This is a genomic window from Shewanella sp. NKUCC01_JLK, assembly GCF_019345615.1.
GTDB classification, from domain to species: domain Bacteria; phylum Pseudomonadota; class Gammaproteobacteria; order Enterobacterales; family Shewanellaceae; genus Shewanella; species Shewanella oncorhynchi.
Genome location: NZ_JAHKRD010000009.1, coordinates 160,525 through 175,757 on the forward strand (window position 1 = coordinate 160,525; position 15,233 = coordinate 175,757).

General features: G+C 48.4%; 12 protein-coding genes. 3 read left to right on the forward strand and 9 right to left on the reverse strand.

The window, feature by feature from the left end:
• The first annotated feature begins 3 nt into the window (after nt 1-3).
• On the forward strand, nt 4-612 hold the full coding sequence (locus tag KO537_RS11590; protein WP_219234523.1) for an HAD family hydrolase: 609 nt from the start codon (nt 4-6) through the stop codon (nt 610-612).
• Nucleotides 613-668: 56 nt separating this feature from the next.
• Here the strand turns inward: KO537_RS11590 and KO537_RS11595 are convergent, their stop codons facing one another.
• The 6 genes from KO537_RS11595 to uvrA form a co-directional block, all read right to left on the reverse strand.
• Nucleotides 669-1,181, reverse strand: a complete 513-nt coding sequence (locus tag KO537_RS11595) for a hypothetical protein (RefSeq protein WP_219234524.1) — start codon at nt 1,179-1,181, stop codon at nt 669-671.
• Nucleotides 1,182-1,322: 141 nt separating this feature from the next.
• Complete coding sequence (locus tag KO537_RS11600) at nt 1,323-1,682, reverse strand: hypothetical protein (RefSeq protein WP_198573411.1); 360 nt, start codon at nt 1,680-1,682, stop codon at nt 1,323-1,325.
• Nucleotides 1,683-1,749: 67 nt separating this feature from the next.
• On the reverse strand, nt 1,750-1,905 hold the full coding sequence (locus tag KO537_RS11605; protein WP_219234525.1) for a hypothetical protein: 156 nt from the start codon (nt 1,903-1,905) through the stop codon (nt 1,750-1,752).
• A 141-nt stretch (nt 1,906-2,046) separates the two neighbouring features.
• The gene (locus KO537_RS11610; protein WP_011847889.1) at nt 2,047-3,969 is read right to left on the reverse strand and encodes a DEAD/DEAH box helicase; all 1,923 of its coding nucleotides are present in this window, start codon (nt 3,967-3,969) and stop codon (nt 2,047-2,049) included.
• Between the two features lie 194 nt (nt 3,970-4,163).
• Nucleotides 4,164-5,333, reverse strand: a complete 1,170-nt coding sequence (locus KO537_RS11615; RefSeq protein ID WP_219234526.1) for a M28 family peptidase — start codon at nt 5,331-5,333, stop codon at nt 4,164-4,166.
• Between the two features lie 188 nt (nt 5,334-5,521).
• On the reverse strand, nt 5,522-8,404 hold the full coding sequence (gene uvrA / locus KO537_RS11620; RefSeq protein ID WP_131524377.1) for an excinuclease ABC subunit UvrA: 2,883 nt from the start codon (nt 8,402-8,404) through the stop codon (nt 5,522-5,524).
• Nucleotides 8,405-8,807: 403 nt separating this feature from the next.
• Between uvrA and KO537_RS11625 the strand changes: the two genes are divergently transcribed.
• A complete protein-coding gene (locus KO537_RS11625) occupies nt 8,808-10,175 on the forward strand; it encodes an MFS transporter (protein ID WP_168825599.1) in 1,368 nt (455 codons plus the stop codon).
• A 108-nt stretch (nt 10,176-10,283) separates the two neighbouring features.
• Complete coding sequence (gene ssb, locus KO537_RS11630; RefSeq protein WP_011790777.1) at nt 10,284-10,994, forward strand: single-stranded DNA-binding protein; 711 nt, start codon at nt 10,284-10,286, stop codon at nt 10,992-10,994.
• A 175-nt stretch (nt 10,995-11,169) separates the two neighbouring features.
• Here ssb and KO537_RS11635 read toward each other — a convergent pair whose 3' ends face one another.
• The 3 genes from KO537_RS11635 to KO537_RS11645 all read right to left on the reverse strand — a co-directional run bounded on the left by KO537_RS11635 (nt 11,170) and on the right by KO537_RS11645 (nt 15,197).
• Nucleotides 11,170-12,237 (reverse strand): porin, encoded by a 1,068-nt coding sequence (locus KO537_RS11635; protein ID WP_168825595.1) that lies wholly within the window; start codon nt 12,235-12,237, stop codon nt 11,170-11,172.
• 228 nt (nt 12,238-12,465) lie between these two features.
• The gene (locus tag KO537_RS11640) at nt 12,466-13,191 is read right to left on the reverse strand and encodes a fumarate reductase iron-sulfur subunit (protein WP_105251338.1); all 726 of its coding nucleotides are present in this window, start codon (nt 13,189-13,191) and stop codon (nt 12,466-12,468) included.
• The gene (locus tag KO537_RS11645) at nt 13,188-15,197 is read right to left on the reverse strand and encodes a fumarate reductase flavoprotein subunit (RefSeq protein WP_219234527.1); all 2,010 of its coding nucleotides are present in this window, start codon (nt 15,195-15,197) and stop codon (nt 13,188-13,190) included. The genes KO537_RS11640 and KO537_RS11645 overlap by 4 nt, the downstream gene beginning before the upstream one ends.
• Between the last annotated feature and the right edge of the window lie 36 nt (nt 15,198-15,233).

Consider the following 15,233-nt stretch of genomic DNA (forward strand, 5'->3'; position numbering starts at 1 on the left):
CCAGTGATCACTAGACTCAGCGAATTAAAACTTCAGGATATCCGTGGCGTCATCTTCGATCTCGACGGCACCTTAGCGCATTCTAATCCCGATTTTGCTGGGCTGCGGCGGGAGTTGGGGATTCATTCTGGTACGGATATCTTGGCCCATGTCGAGAGTCTGAGTACGGGTGAAGCACGGGCTAAGGCGTTAGACATTGTCCATGAGTACGAAAGACAAAGTTCACTCAAGGCCAGTTGGATTGATGGCGCGAGGGAGCTTATCGAATGCCTACGGGCCAAGTCACTGCCCTTGGCTATTTTGACTCGCAATATGCCAGAAGCGGCGCAGATCACTATCGAAAAACTGGGTATTGATATCCCTTTAGTGCTGACCCGTTACGATGCCGAGCCTAAGCCGCATCCCGAAGGTATTCATCTTATTTGCCAGCAGTGGCAACTCGCCCCCGCAGATATCTTATATGTGGGCGATTATTTGTTTGATCTGCAAACTGCGCGTAATGCGGGTAGTCACTGTGCCCTCTATTGCCCAGAAGACGTGCCAGACTATGCCCAAGCGGCTGATTTACTGGTCTCTTGCTACCACAGCCTGATTAAAGCATGGCCTAAATAATTTATGCTTATGCGGTTAACCTGTTTAGCCGCATATATCTCAATTAACTCCTGTGACTACTTAGGTAATTGCTTACAAAGGTCATCAAATAGTGCAAAACTTTCTGTTAGCACCGTTTGTAATTGATCTTCGTTATAGCACCATGGCTGATGTTGTGTACGCCAGTCGTTATCCCAGTCAATTTCTTCATCTCGCGCTAACCGCTCTGCAACGGCAATCTGTTGATAGGAGCCGCCACCGATGCGCTTATCTTCACGCCACAAGTTAAAGTTAAAAACTACCCACTGCTGCATCTCCATCATAAGCGTCATATGCGGGTAGGCGAACTTTTTCGCATTTAGCTTGTAATATCCCCCCTCGCTTGTATAAAAACGAATCGGATATGGGAACTGGGCAACCAGTGCTTGTTGACGCTCGGACGGCACCTTAGGATTAAAATCGCCAGGAAGTTTAGGAAAGCGCACCAACATGGAGGCGTAGCGCTCGGCAAAATTAACCTCACGGGCAATGGTAATCACGGGTTGTGACACTTCACTTAGGATAAAATTGTGTTGTTGCTCAGTTAACATATCGTCATCCATCTTGACTGTTTATGGTGTTATTTTCATGGTAGCTAAAGGTTAATATCCAATTTTTCAATTGATTAAAAATATTCGGTCAATATCAAAATCGCTTTTGTCGCTACGGCCTAGCTAAGAGTCAAAAGATATTTAGCGGTTACTTTGTGTATCCAGCTTATCTTGTTTAAGCCCAAGCCGAATACTGTCGAGTAATGCCACTAACCAGCAGAGCAAAAAGCCATAGAGCAGCTCATTGGCATTGGCAATTGTGGTCTGGGTTTGTTGCGTGATTTCGGCAGAAATCACGCCAATATCAAGCGGTAAGGTGCCGTTTTGAATATCTAAGGCGATCACTTGTGCCACTTGATAGATTTGCATGAGCAACAGCACAAGACTCACGACCGCTAAGCTAAAAAATACCAGTGCCGAGCGTTTATGTTTTAGGTAAAAATGGCCGCTGCCAGGGGCGACAAAGGCGGATAACAGGCCGGCGTTAAAGGCTTTTTTCATCGAAATACACTAGATGCGTTGCTAAAGACTAAGTCGACACTAATAGACATGTTGGCTTAACTGCAAGTTAATTTGCCATTGTGACTAACATTCCAATAAAGCCCGCAAACAGAGTGCAACCGACAAGTACCATGATTAATAAAGTTTTATCTTTGTGGCATGACTTAGCGAGTTCGGGCAGTGCCGAGGTAAATGGGGAAGTGATCAGTGCTAAAAAATCCATTTTATATCCTTAAACTAGGCATTCTTGCACTGACTATATCAGCTTGAAATATCAACTGGCCAGTGTGCTTTGAGCTAGTGCGATGTTAAGACAACAAAAAAGGAGCCTAGGCTCCTTTTTTAGTCTCTAGCTTAAGCTAGATTAGTCTTCACGTGGTTTACGTGGCTTACGCTCACCGGCAGGTTTGTCTGCACGAGGTTTGCGGTCAGCAAATGGCTTATCACCAGTAGACGCAGCGCGAGGCTTACGATCACCCGCTGGGCGGTCACCTGTTGGACGATCGCCACGTGGTTTACGGTCACCGGCAGGACGGTCTGAACGAGCACTGCGGCCTGAATCAACAAATACTTGATCGCCAGCTTCGCGGATGTTCAATGGCTTGCCACAAACACGTACTTTACGTAGGTGCTGTAACACGTCTTTTGGCATGCCGTCTGGCAGGTCAACAGTGGTCACTGCATCGTAAAGTTGGATTGCGCCAATGTAACGGCTGTCGATGTTAGCTTCGTTCGCGATAGCGCCAACGATGTTACCCACACCTACACCATTCTCACGACCTACGTCGATCACGTAACGGCACATTTTCAAATCTGGGTTGTCTTTCAACGCTTCAGCTGAGCCTAAGCTTGCTGGCATTGGACGCGGTTCGCGACTTCTGCGTTCACCACGCTCACCACCACGGTCATTACGATCACTTCCGCGGTCACTACGTTCAGTGCGCTCACTGCGTTCATCACGAACACGTTCTTGAATTGCTGGCAATTGCAAAGGACGTTCTTGCTGAACTTGCTGTAATAATGCAGCGGCTAGCAGATCGGTATCGACTTCTAACTGTTGGCATAATTGAGCAACAGCTTCTTTCATGAAATCTAAATCGCCGTTGATTGTTTCAGCCAATTGCTCACCTAAGCGAGACAGACGACGTTCTGCAACTGTCTCTGGGCTTGGGATTTTCATCGGTGAAATACGGCTGTTAGTTGAGCGTTCGATAGTGCGCAGCATGCGCATTTCACGGCTAGTCACAAACAGGATCGCCATACCAGTACGGCCAGCACGGCCTGTACGGCCAATACGGTGTACATAAGCTTCGGCATCATACGGAATATCGTAGTTCACAACGTGACCGATACGCTCAACGTCAAGACCACGGGCCGCAACGTCAGTCGCGATCAGAATGTCTAACTTGCCACGTTTCAGTTGGTCAACTGCACGCTCACGGGCTTGCTGGTTCATGTCACCGTGTAGTGGTGATGAAGCATAACCGCGGGCTTCTAACTTTTCAGCTAACTCAACACATGAGTTACGAGTACGCACGAATATGATTACACCTTCAGTGTTTTCAACTTCTAATACACGTACTAAGGCTTCAAGTTTGTTGTGTTGTGATACTTGTACAAAACGCTGTTCGATTGACTCAACCGTAGTTTGGCTTGATTCGATACGAACATGTACAGGATTACGTAAGTGCTGGTTAGCAACACGCTTAATTTGCTCTGGCATAGTGGCAGAGAATAACGCCAGTTGGCGTTCGCTTGGCGTGTGCTCAAGGATCCATTCGATATCATCGATGAAGCCCATTTTTAACATTTCATCGGCTTCATCTAGCACTAAAGCTTGTAATGAGTCGAGTTTCAAGGTGCCGCGACGCATATGGTCCATAACACGACCAGGCGTACCAACGATAACTTGTGGGCCGCGTTTCAGGGCATTCAACTGTTGTTGCATGCTTTGGCCGCCGTAAATTGGAAGAACGTGGAAATTCTTCATAAATTTGGCATAGCTACTGAACGCTTCAGCAACCTGCACGGCTAATTCACGTGTTGGTGCTAAGACTAAAATTTGCGGTGTCGTTTGGCTGGTAACTTTGTTTAATAGTGGTAACGCGAAGGCGCCAGTTTTACCTGTACCTGTTTGCGCTTGACCTAAAATATCTTTGCCAGCCATAAGTGGATCGATACTGGCTGATTGGATTGGCGTTGGTTTTTCATAACCTAGCTCGTCAAGAGCACGCAACAAATTCTCGGATAGGCCGAGTTCACGGAAAGTTCTTTCATCGGATGACATTGGGTTGTAGCCTTGTGGATGCGCGCGCGAAATGGCGCTAAAGTTTCACAGACAGAAAATCAACCCCGTGTCGATTTCCCGCGAACGACGGATTATAGCAGCATGGCGGCCACTTTACCAATCAGAGTCACGCTATTTAACCTGTTTTCTGCATTTTTTTCGCTAAAACTGAGCAAGAAACGCGCCACTTCCCATTAATTCTTTAAATATTCAACATTTAATTGAAGTAACTCGAATGCTGACTCTGTCACTGCCGCAAGAAAAGTGATGTCGATTGTCGCGACGGTATCCTCTGGTGTGTGATATTGGGGATGGGTCGGCACACCAAAATACAGCCAAGGGATATTCGCTTTGTGGAAGGGGTAATGATCCGACGCCCGCAGCCAATCGGTACTTTGTATGCTTCGACCAACGGGTTTAGGGTGCGTGAGTTTAATGCAAAGTCGGTTCTGCTGATTCAGTAGGGGTTTAAATTGATTGAACTGAGTGAAGTTTCGACTGCCTTCGAGGTAAATCGCATAGGGCCTGCCGGGGTGACTCACCATATCTAAATTCAACATCAGCTCAAAAGTCGCTTCTGGCAGGCGGGTTTTGAGTTGTTCAACCAAGGCGATACTGCCATAGAGCCCAGGTTCTTCGGCATCGGTTGCCACAAACATCAGGTTCACCTTAGGCAAGGTATTGGGTTGTAGGGCAAATTGCTGTTGCCAATGTTTGGCAATGGCGAGCATAGCAGCGACGCCCGAGGCGTTATCATCGGCGCCGTGGTAAATCCTGCTGCCGCTCATGCCTAAGTGATCATAGTGGGCGACGATAATGCGCCATCGATTCGTCGGTTCTGCCGCCATCGCGGTGGCGACCACGTTGGCACCAGTTTCTTGGGTGAAGAAGGTTTGATATTCAAAGGGCACGATAAAGTCCGCACCCCAAGGCTGTAAACCTAGCCCCTGAAATTGCTGCTTTATATAGTCACGACTTTTTGCCGCACCTTGGGTTTGGGTTTTGCGGCCTTCAAATTCATCCGAGCTTAATACAGTGACTGTCGCTTGTAACTCTGTGGGCTCGGCCCAAGTGAGTTTTAGCTCAGTGCGTGCACAGGTTTCGGTTGAGTTAGCGCAGCCAGTGAGGGTCGTTGTAACAACGCAGGCCAGTGCTAATAAGCCAAGTCTTTGGGATTGATGTCTTATAAGGTGCGTGATCTTGAACTTGGCGAGCAGCTGACCGATACGACTGTGGTTGAATAGAGTCGATGCACTTAGGTTTACGTCACTGAGGTTTATGTCGCTTAGGTTTTTACTTAAAAGTGATTGATATTGCCTCGGTAATATAAGGTGAGTTACTGGGGACTGAGTGCTATCACGCATGGACATTCCTTATCGCTGAAGCCTTCGCCAGAAGATGAATATCATCTTTGCCTAAATCCGATTCTAATTCAATGAGATCTATATGTATGCGATAGCTTAAGCATATTGGATTGCTGAGCGAAAAAAAGCGCAGTGCTTAGGGCGACTGCGCTTTTATTATTCAGACCAACTGCGGCATGAGCCGAATGTTAAGCCTTAGCTTTATTGGCCTTTGCCAGCTCGATATCCCGTTTTAGCAGTGGCTTTAAGAAGCGTGCCGTGTGGGAGGTTGGATGCTCGGCGACTTCTTCCGGCGTGCCTGTGGCTAAAATCATACCGCCACCACCGCCACCTTCTGGGCCTAAGTCGATAATCCAGTCTGCGGTTTTGATCACATCCAGATTATGCTCAATCACCACAATCGTGTTGCCGTGGGATTTGAGACGATGCAACACGTCGAGCAGCAATTGAATATCGGCAAAATGTAAGCCCGTGGTCGGTTCATCCAAGATATACAAGGTTTGGCCCGTGTCACGTTTAGATAACTCTTTGGCAAGTTTCACCCTTTGGGCTTCACCGCCCGAAAGTGTGGTCGCACTTTGGCCGAGACGCACATAGGACAAACCTACATCCATCAAGGTTTGTAGCTTACGGGCAATGGCAGGTACGGCATCGAAGAACTGACGTGCATCTTCCACTGTCATCTGCAGTACTTCGTGAATATTCTTGCCTTTATAGCGTACTTCTAAGGTTTCGCGGTTATAGCGCTTACCTTTACAGGAATCACAGGGCACATACACATCGGGTAGGAAGTGCATTTCGACCTTGATCAAGCCATCGCCTTGGCAAGCCTCACAGCGTCCACCTTTTACGTTAAAGGAGAAACGGCCGACCTGATAACCGCGAGTCCTCGACTCTTGGGTTCCGGCAAAAATCTCGCGAATTGGGGTGAAGATGCCCGTATAAGTGGCAGGGTTAGAGCGCGGTGTGCGGCCAATTGGGCTTTGGTCGATATCGACCACTTTGTCGCACAGTTCCATCCCTTCGATACGATCATAGGGTGATGGCTCATCCACCGTCGCCCCGTTGAGCATTCTATGGGCGATTTTGAAGAAAGTATCGTTGATTAAGGTCGATTTACCCGAACCCGATACGCCCGTCACACAAGTGAAGAGGCCAATGGGAATGGTTAAATCCACATTACGCAAGTTGTTACCGCGAGCGCCAAATAGCTCAATCACTTGAGTTTTGTCGAATGGAATGCGCGGCGTATCGATATGAATGCTGCGCTTACCGGAAATATATTGGCCGGTGACCGATTCTTCACAGGCGATGATCTTCTCAATTGGACCGTCACAAATCACTTCGCCGCCGTGTACGCCAGCGCCAGGGCCGATATCGATCACGTGATCCGCCATACGAATCGCATCTTCGTCATGCTCAACCACAATCACAGTGTTGCCCAAATCCCGCAGGTGGATCAGGGTTTGCAGCAGACGTTCGTTATCCCTTTGATGCAGGCCGATTGAAGGTTCGTCGAGCACATACATCACGCCGACGAGCCCTGCACCGATTTGGCTGGCGAGTCGAATACGTTGGGCTTCACCGCCGGAGAGGGTTTCTGCTGAGCGCGATAGGCTCAAATAATTGAGACCCACGTTGACGAGGAAACCTAAACGATCGCGGATTTCCTTTAAAATCTTCTCGGCGATCTGCGCCTTTTGGCCGCTAAATTCGACTTTCTCGAAGTAGTCCAAGGCTTCTCCAATCGACCAAGTGGTGAGTTGTGGCAGGTTGATATCACCTAAAAACACGTTACGGGCTTCTTCGCGTAAGCGCGAGCCACCACAGCTTTGACAAGCTTGGGTATTGATAAACTTGGCTAATTCGTCACGTACCGAGTTGCTTTCGGTTTCGCGATAGCGCCTGTCCATGTTGTTTAGAATGCCTTCGAAGGGGTGATTACGCACCACCACATCACCGCGGTCATTAATGTATTTAAAGGCAATACTTTCTTTACCTGAGCCGTAAAGTACGATTTTGCGGACTTTTTCGCTAAGCTGCTCGTAGGGCACTTCGACATCGAACTTATAGTGTTCGGCGAGTGAGCTAAGCATTTGGAAATAGTAGAAGTTGCGTCTATCCCAGCCGCGAATCGCACCGCCCGCCAGTGAAAGCTCGGTATTGGTGATCACACGCTCAGGATCGAAAAATTGTTGTACCCCTAAACCATCACAGGTTTGGCACGCGCCGGCTGGATTGTTAAAGGAGAAGATCCTTGGCTCTAATTCCGCCATCGAATAACCGCAGTGCGGGCAGGCAAAGTTGGCCGAGAAGATCAGTTCTTCGCCTTTTGCTTTACCAGTACCCGTGTCGTCTTCCATGCTGGCAACGGTCGCGATGCCGCCGGAGAGTTCCAGCGCAGTTTCGAAGGATTCCGCTAAGCGTTGCTTGATATCGTCACGCACTTTAAAACGGTCGACGACCACTTCAATCGTGTGTTTAACGTGTAAGTCTAAGGTTGGCGGATCGGTTAAGTCACACACTTCACCGTCGATACGCGCGCGGATATAACCCTGCGCTGATAGACCTTCGAGCAATTTAACGTGTTCACCCTTACGGGCGTTGACCACAGGTGCAAGCAGCATCAAGCGGCTGTCTTGGGGCATTTCCAACACTTTATCGACCATCTGGCTGACGGTTTGTGCCGCCAAGGGTTGATTGTGTGTCGGACAACGCGGCTCACCCACGCGTGCAAACATCAAGCGCAGGTAATCATAAATTTCGGTAATCGTGCCCACGGTTGAACGTGGATTATGGGAGGTGGATTTTTGCTCTATGGATATCGCCGGGCTTAAGCCTTCGATATGGTCCACATCGGGCTTTTCCATTAAACTCAAAAATTGGCGAGCATAGGCAGATAGGGACTCGACATAACGTCGCTGGCCCTCGGCATATAAAGTATCGAAAGCGAGGGAGGATTTGCCAGATCCCGATAAGCCCGTGATGACAATCAGTTTATCCCTTGGGATAGTCAGGTTGATATTCTTGAGATTGTGGGTGCGTGCGCCGCGTATTTCAATCTTATCCATCTATCGCTCTAATGCCATATGCTTAAAAAAATGAGCACAAGTATCGCACAGTTCCGCCGCTGAGTTTAGTTGATTCTGTGATCTGCACCAATCCTAGGGCTGGCACTGGCTTTAAGTCGACCTGCTTTGCGGGATGTTGTGGATGGAATGGATTAACTAAGATTAATACTGTTGTTGCGCACTGACTCACAGGACAATTGTGAACACTATGTTAGACTCATACCCCTGTGCATGAGCGTTAAAAATAAAGATGTTAACTCAGACACAGTCAATATAGGTCCGTGATAAACGGGATAAAAGCTAAGTGTATAGTCAGTGGTTTAGGCCACTATTTCCTTTTGAGCAAATCCTTTTGGGTGTGGTAACATGCGCCCCTTAAAAGACTTCAATCCAGGGCAAAATCATGGGTAACAACGGACTTTCGGGTACTGAGAAAAAAGTCGCGTTTTCTTTAGCCAGTGTATTTGGTTTGCGTATGATGGGCTTGTTTATGATCATGCCCGTCTTTGCACTTTATGGTCAGCATCTCGAAGGCTTTTCGCCTCTGTGGGTGGGTATTGCTATCGGCGCCTATGGCCTGACTCAAGCCGTGCTGCAAATCCCCATGGGGATTTTATCTGACAAATATGGTCGTAAGCCGATTATTCTCGGTGGCTTAGTATTGTTTGCTATTGGTAGTGTTATAGCTGCTAACGCAGATACGATTTATGGCGTTGTCTTTGGTCGAGCTGTACAGGGTATGGGCGCGATTGCCGCTGCCGTGCTGGCGCTTGCCGCGGATTTAACCCGCGACGAGCAGCGCACTAAGGTGATGGCGATTATTGGCATGTGTATCGGGTTATCTTTTGCCCTGTCTTTGCTAATGGGACCTATCGTTGCGCAACATCTTGGGTTGACTGGATTGTTTTGGTTAACGGCGGTATTGGCTATTGTCGGTATGCTGTTGATCCAGTTTTTAGTGCCTAATCCCATCACTCAGGCTCCGAAGGGAGACACTCTAGCTACGCCCGCTAAGCTCAAACGTATGTTCCTCGAGCCGCAATTATTTAGGCTTAACGCTGGGATTTTTATCCTGCATTTAGTGCTCACCGCAGTATTTGTGGCACTGCCGCTGGATCTGGTGGATGCGGGTCTAGTGAAAGAAAAACATTGGATGCTGTATTTCCCCGCTTTTGTGGGCGCATTTATTTTGATGGTGCCGTTAATCATCATAGGGGTTAAGCGCAAAAATACTAAGGCGATGTTCCAAATTGCCCTCGTGATAATGATAGTGGCATTGCTGGCGATGGCCGCATTTGCGAGCAATCTTTGGGTATTGAGTTTTGCCGTGGTGCTCTTCTTTACTGGGTTTAACTATTTAGAAGCCTCACTGCCTAGTTTGATTGCCAAATTTTGCCCCGTCGGCGAAAAAGGTTCGGCCATGGGCGTGTATTCAACTAGCCAGTTTTTAGGGGCTTTTTGTGGTGGTATGCTCGGTGGCGGTGCTTTCCAGCTCGTGGGCGCAGTCGGGGTATTTGTTGTTGCCGTGATCTTAATGTCTATTTGGTTATTCCTGACATTAGGCATGCAAAATCCTGTGTTGTTAAAGAGTTACACCTTAGAAGCTGAAGTGAAAGACAAGGCGCAAGCGCGCGATATGGCAACCCAGTTATCCCAATTAATGGGCGTTGTTGAAGCCATAGTCGTGCTGGACGAGAAAGTAGCTTATCTCAAGGTAGACGAGCATTTCGATTTAAGAGAAGCACGAGCTGTGTTAGGCTCTGCTCAATAATATCTGGTCTGCCGTGTGGTATTTGGGGAAGCTGATTTTCCTCTATGGCAATAAAGATAAACAACATACTGAATTAATAGATTATTTAAAGAATCGCAGGAGATTTCAATGGCCAGTCGTGGTGTTAACAAGGTAATTTTGGTTGGCAATTTGGGACAAGATCCAGAAGTGCGTTATATGCCAAACGGTAATGCAGTCGCAAACATCACAGTAGCGACTAGCGAATCGTGGAAAGACCAACAGGGTCAACAGCAAGAGCGTACTGAATGGCACCGTGTGGTTCTGTTCGGCAAATTAGCTGAAATTACCGGTGAATACCTGCGTAAAGGTTCACAGGTTTACCTTGAAGGTAAACTGCAAACTCGTAAGTGGAAAGACCAAAGTGGTCAAGACCGTTACAGCACTGAAGTGGTTATCGACCAAAGCGGTAGCATGCAAATGCTAGGTAGCCGTGGTCAAGGTGGACAAGCACAAGGCGCGCCAATGGGCGGCGGCATGCCACAAAACGCAGGTTATCAATCTGCACCACAACAAGCCGCGCCTGCGCAAAATCAATATGCGCCAGCGCCTCAAGCTGCACCTGCTTACCAAGCGCCAGCTCAGCAACAATATGCTCCGCCAGCACCTGCCCAGCAGCAAGGTTATGGTCAGCCACAGGCTCAACAACCACAACAAGGTGGTTATGCGCCTAAGCCACAAGCCGCGCCAGCGCCAGCTTATCAAGCGCCTGCAGCACCGGCACAGCGTCCAGCGCCGCAACCACAGCAAAACTTCACTCCAGATTTGGATGATGGCTGGGATGACGATATTCCGTTTTAAATTGGAACGTATCGAAGTGTAAAGACGGTATCGTCTTAAATAAGCAAAGCCACGCGAGTCGTGGCTTTGTTGTTTCTTGTCTTTATGCTTTTAGTTTTTGTGCCGTGAAGCGTGGGTTAGGTTGCTAAATCTTTCACCTCGCTTGCTCACATAACGATACGTTTGAGATAGAAACTTAGAACGTATAATCGAAGTTATAACGCATGCCTAGCATGATCTGGTCATTGGTTTCGCGGTATTCAAAATCTGTTTTTTGATATTCGATGAAGGTGCTGAATTTCGGTGTTTTATGCCATTCCAGCGTAGTGTTATAGGCATTGTATTTCGCGGAGGTGATGTCATTGTCGCCATCGTCATATTTGGACACGCCTAGCTTGATTTTATAGCTGTCAGTGATGGGATAGCTTGCAACTACATCCAGTGTTGAACCATCCAATGTGGTGCCATCGACGCTGTCTTTTTCAATGTTTTGGTAGGCTGCGGCGAGGAACAGAGAATTGAAATTTTTTGCTAGGGTTACACCAAATGTATTTTCATCCTTGTTGTCCTCTAACTCTTTATTATAAAAAGCCGCGGCAATGTAGATGAAGTCGGTTTTATAACGGATACCCGTGTTAACGAAGTCACTGCCGCCACTGCCTTTATTGCCGTCGAATTGTGCATCGGCCGAAAATAATAGGTCGCCAAACTCTTTACGATAGGTCACGAGATTATTGAGCCTGAATGGGCTCGCACTGTCATAGGCGAGTGGGGTTCCTGAGCGGTTAAAGATATCAACGGGATCGGAAATCATTTCCTGCGTGACGGCTTGTTTACCTATGGCTACGCTACCAAAAAATCCCTTTAATCCGACATAGGCTTTGCGCGCATCGCCAAAGTCACCGTCATCTTTGATATCGACCTTAAATTCCCCTTTCGCAAAACCGACTAAGCCATTACCGAGTTGGTGCTCTGCAGCAAAACCAATCCGCGAGTTTGCATCGCCTACATCCCACACATCGTCCGAGTTAGTGTGGGTCAGGCCGAAGGTTGGGCGTAAAGAACCATAAAAATTAAACTGGGTATCCGATGGCACTGATGGCTCATTTTCTTGAGCTTCGAGCATGGCGAGTCTCTGCTGAATTTGTTGTAACTCAGTGCGTAATTCGTCATTGGTTTCTGCTGTATTATTGGCTTGAACGGCAAAGATAGGTGTGGCAAAGCTCAGCACAAGTATGGCTGATGTAAGTTTAGACGGTTTCATTTATGTTTCCTTACATAACAACTACTCGCGTTACGCTAATGGATTTTGTTGCCGATTGAGCTGTATCGCTAGTAGTAAGGAGCTGCACTTGTGATAGTGCTGGGGAGGCGCCTAACTAAGAAAATTAGGCTTCGTAACTCAGCAGCTGACAGATAAAACGTGTCAGCTGGTTTTGGAAAGGTGCAATCCTATCCATCCCGCCAAAACAGCGGGATGTTAGAGGGAGGATTAGAGTATGGTCGCGGCCATTTTGCGGCGCAGGTAAGCGATTTGCTGCATGTGTGGCAAATCTTTGGGGCAGTTATCTTGGCAGCCGAGTAGCGTCATACAGCCAAATACGCCATCTTGATTGCCAATCACATGGTAGAAATCATCCGCGCTGCGGCTGTCTCTGCTATCCATTTCAAAGCGGGCGATTTTCATCATGCCAACCGCACCAACAAAGGTGTCACGCATTTGTTTGGTGGCGCAGGCCGACACGCAAACGCCACATTCGACGCAGCGTTCTAGCTCATAGATCCGCGCGGCTTCTTCAGGTGCCATTGGATTTTCGAGGCGATGAATGTCCTGATCATCGGGTCTAGGGTGCAGCCACAGTTTTAAGCGTTCGGCTAATTCACGCATAAATTTACCCGTATTCACCGATAAGTCGCCAATCAGCTCGAAGCCTGGTAGCGGCATGAGGGTGATTTCGCCATTAGGATAATTTGCCGTTAACGTGCGACAGGCAAGCGTGGGGAAACCATTGATCACCATGGCGCAACTGCCACAGATGCCCGCGCGGCAGACAAAGTCGAACTGCAGTGAAGGGTCTTGTAGCTCACGTAGTTGATTTAAGGCGATAAATACTGTCATGCCCGGTGTTTCAGTCAACTGATAACGTTCCATCTTTGGCTTGTCTTGGCCATCTTGCGGATCGTAGCGAAAGATATTAAAGCTGATTTGACGGCTCATAGTGGTTTGTTTCCTACCGGTTGGGCTGGAGTGATCGCTAAGGTATCGCTGAGGCGTTCATTAGGAGCCTGCAGGTGGCTTGGCAGCTCGTATGGCATCAGGGCTCGCTGCAGTGTGTTTCTATCGGGATCATCACCTAAGCTCGCGAGCACTTGATTGATTTCTTGTACGCGTTTTTCGGTATCTGGATGGGCGATAGTATTATCGTTACCGTAGCCACGGTATCCCGGTGGTAGCTCCATTTTCATCACATCTAGCGCTTCATAACGCAGTACTGGTTCAAGTGATTCGGCATCTGGCCAAGTTGCCAGTGTGCGGTTGAGCCAATCTTTATCATTGCGTTGTGGGTAATCTTCCCGTGAATGGGCGCCGCGGCTTTCAGTGCGAGCCTCTGCGCCACAGGCGACGGTTAGGGCCACTTTCAACATACGGGTGACGCGTAGCGCTTCGACTAACTCAGGATTGGAGTGACGTTTTTTACATTTAAGGCCAAGATTTTTTGCCCGCAGCAGTAAGTCTTTCAAGCCTTTGATGGCTTTATCTAACTCGGGTCCATTACGGAAGATCCCGACGTAGTTCATCATGATGCGTTGCATTTCTTTCTTTATTTGGAAGGGATTTTCTGTACCGTTGCCTTCGACCAGTCCATCGATTTCTTGCTGTAATTTATCGATGAATTTTTGAGTCAGTGCGGTATCAATTTCTAAGTCGTTATTCTGACAAAAATCAGCGACATATTTGCCGATGATCATGCCGCCGACCACAGTTTCTGCCACCGAATTACCGCCTAAACGGTTAAAACCATGCATGTCCCAACAGGCCGCTTCTCCGACGCTGAACAGCCCTTTGAGTTGTGGACTCTCACCTGTGGCATTGGTGCGCACGCCACCCATGGAATAATGCTGGGTAGGTCTGACGGGGATCCAGTCTTTACAAGGATCGATACCGAGGAAGTAATCACAAATCTCTTTCACTTCGCGCAGGTTGGTTTCGATATGCTCACGGCCCAGCTGCGTAATATCCAGCCACAGATGTGGACCATAAGGGCTTTCGACGCCATTGCCTTTGCGCATATGCTCTGTCATGCGGCGGGAAACCACATCGCGGGAGGCGAGTTCTTTTTTCTCTGGCTCGTAATCTGGCATAAAGCGATGACCGTCTTTATCACGCAGGATACCGCCATCACCACGACAACCTTCAGTGGTAAGGATCCCCGCGGGCACTATGGCGGTAGGGTGAAACTGCACCGCTTCCATATTGCCTAAGGTGGCGACACCAGTATCGAGTGCTAACGCTTGGCCTATGCCTTCGCAGATGGTGGCATTGGTCGATATTTCATAAATCTTGCCATAACCGCCGGTGGCGATAGTGGTGGATTTGGCAACATAAGCGCGCAATTCACCTGTGACTAAACAGCGGGCAATGACTCCATGGCAACGCTTACCGTCATGGATCAGCGACAGGGCTTCAATCCGTTCATGTACTGGAATGCCCATGGAGATAGCTTGGTTATCGACCGCGTACAGTAAAGAGTGGCCAGTGCCGTCTGCGGTGTAACAAGTACGCCATTTTTTTGTGCCACCAAAATCGCGGGCATTGATCAGGCCGTGAGCTTCTTCAGCCTCATTGAGCGTTACCCTTTGCGCGTTCATGATGACTTCACGTGGGCCGGCGGATATTCTCGACCAAGGTACTCCCCAGTTGGTGAGTTCGCGGATCGCTTTTGGTGCAACGTGGGCAAACATGCGTGCGACGTCTTGATCGCAGCCCCAGTCAGAACCTTTTACTGTGTCTTGAAAGTGAATGTCTTCGTTATCGCCCATGCCTTTAACGGTATTGCCTAGGCTGGCTTGCATTCCGCCCTGTGCGGCGGCCGAATGTGAACGTTTTGCGGGAATTAACGATAGCACTAAGGTATCTAGGCCTCGCTCTTTGGTGGCAATCGCGACTCTAAGGCCTGCCAATCCTGCGCCAATGACTAATGAGTCTGTATAAATGATTTTCAAATCAGATCCTTATCTAATAATTTAGATAACATTTCA

Bases quoted from the DNA above. Each gene is read 5' to 3' on its own strand.
- KO537_RS11635 (WP_168825595.1), bottom strand. From the start codon at position 12,237: ATGAAACCGTCTAAACTTACATCAGCCATACTTGTGCTGAGCTTTGCC.
- KO537_RS11605 (WP_219234525.1), bottom strand. From the start codon at position 1,905: ATGGATTTTTTAGCACTGATCACTTCCCCATTTACCTCGGCACTGCCC.
- uvrA (WP_131524377.1), bottom strand. From the start codon at position 8,404: ATGGATAAGATTGAAATACGCGGCGCACGCACCCACAATCTCAAGAAT.
- KO537_RS11600 (WP_198573411.1), bottom strand. From the start codon at position 1,682: ATGAAAAAAGCCTTTAACGCCGGCCTGTTATCCGCCTTTGTCGCCCCT.
- ssb (WP_011790777.1), top strand. From the start codon at position 10,284: ATGGCCAGTCGTGGTGTTAACAAGGTAATTTTGGTTGGCAATTTGGGA.
- KO537_RS11595 (WP_219234524.1), bottom strand. From the start codon at position 1,181: ATGTTAACTGAGCAACAACACAATTTTATCCTAAGTGAAGTGTCACAA.
- KO537_RS11610 (WP_011847889.1), bottom strand. From the start codon at position 3,969: ATGTCATCCGATGAAAGAACTTTCCGTGAACTCGGCCTATCCGAGAAT.
- KO537_RS11625 (WP_168825599.1), top strand. From the start codon at position 8,808: ATGGGTAACAACGGACTTTCGGGTACTGAGAAAAAAGTCGCGTTTTCT.
- KO537_RS11640 (WP_105251338.1), bottom strand. From the start codon at position 13,191: ATGAGCCGTCAAATCAGCTTTAATATCTTTCGCTACGATCCGCAAGAT.
- KO537_RS11615 (WP_219234526.1), bottom strand. From the start codon at position 5,333: ATGCGTGATAGCACTCAGTCCCCAGTAACTCACCTTATATTACCGAGG.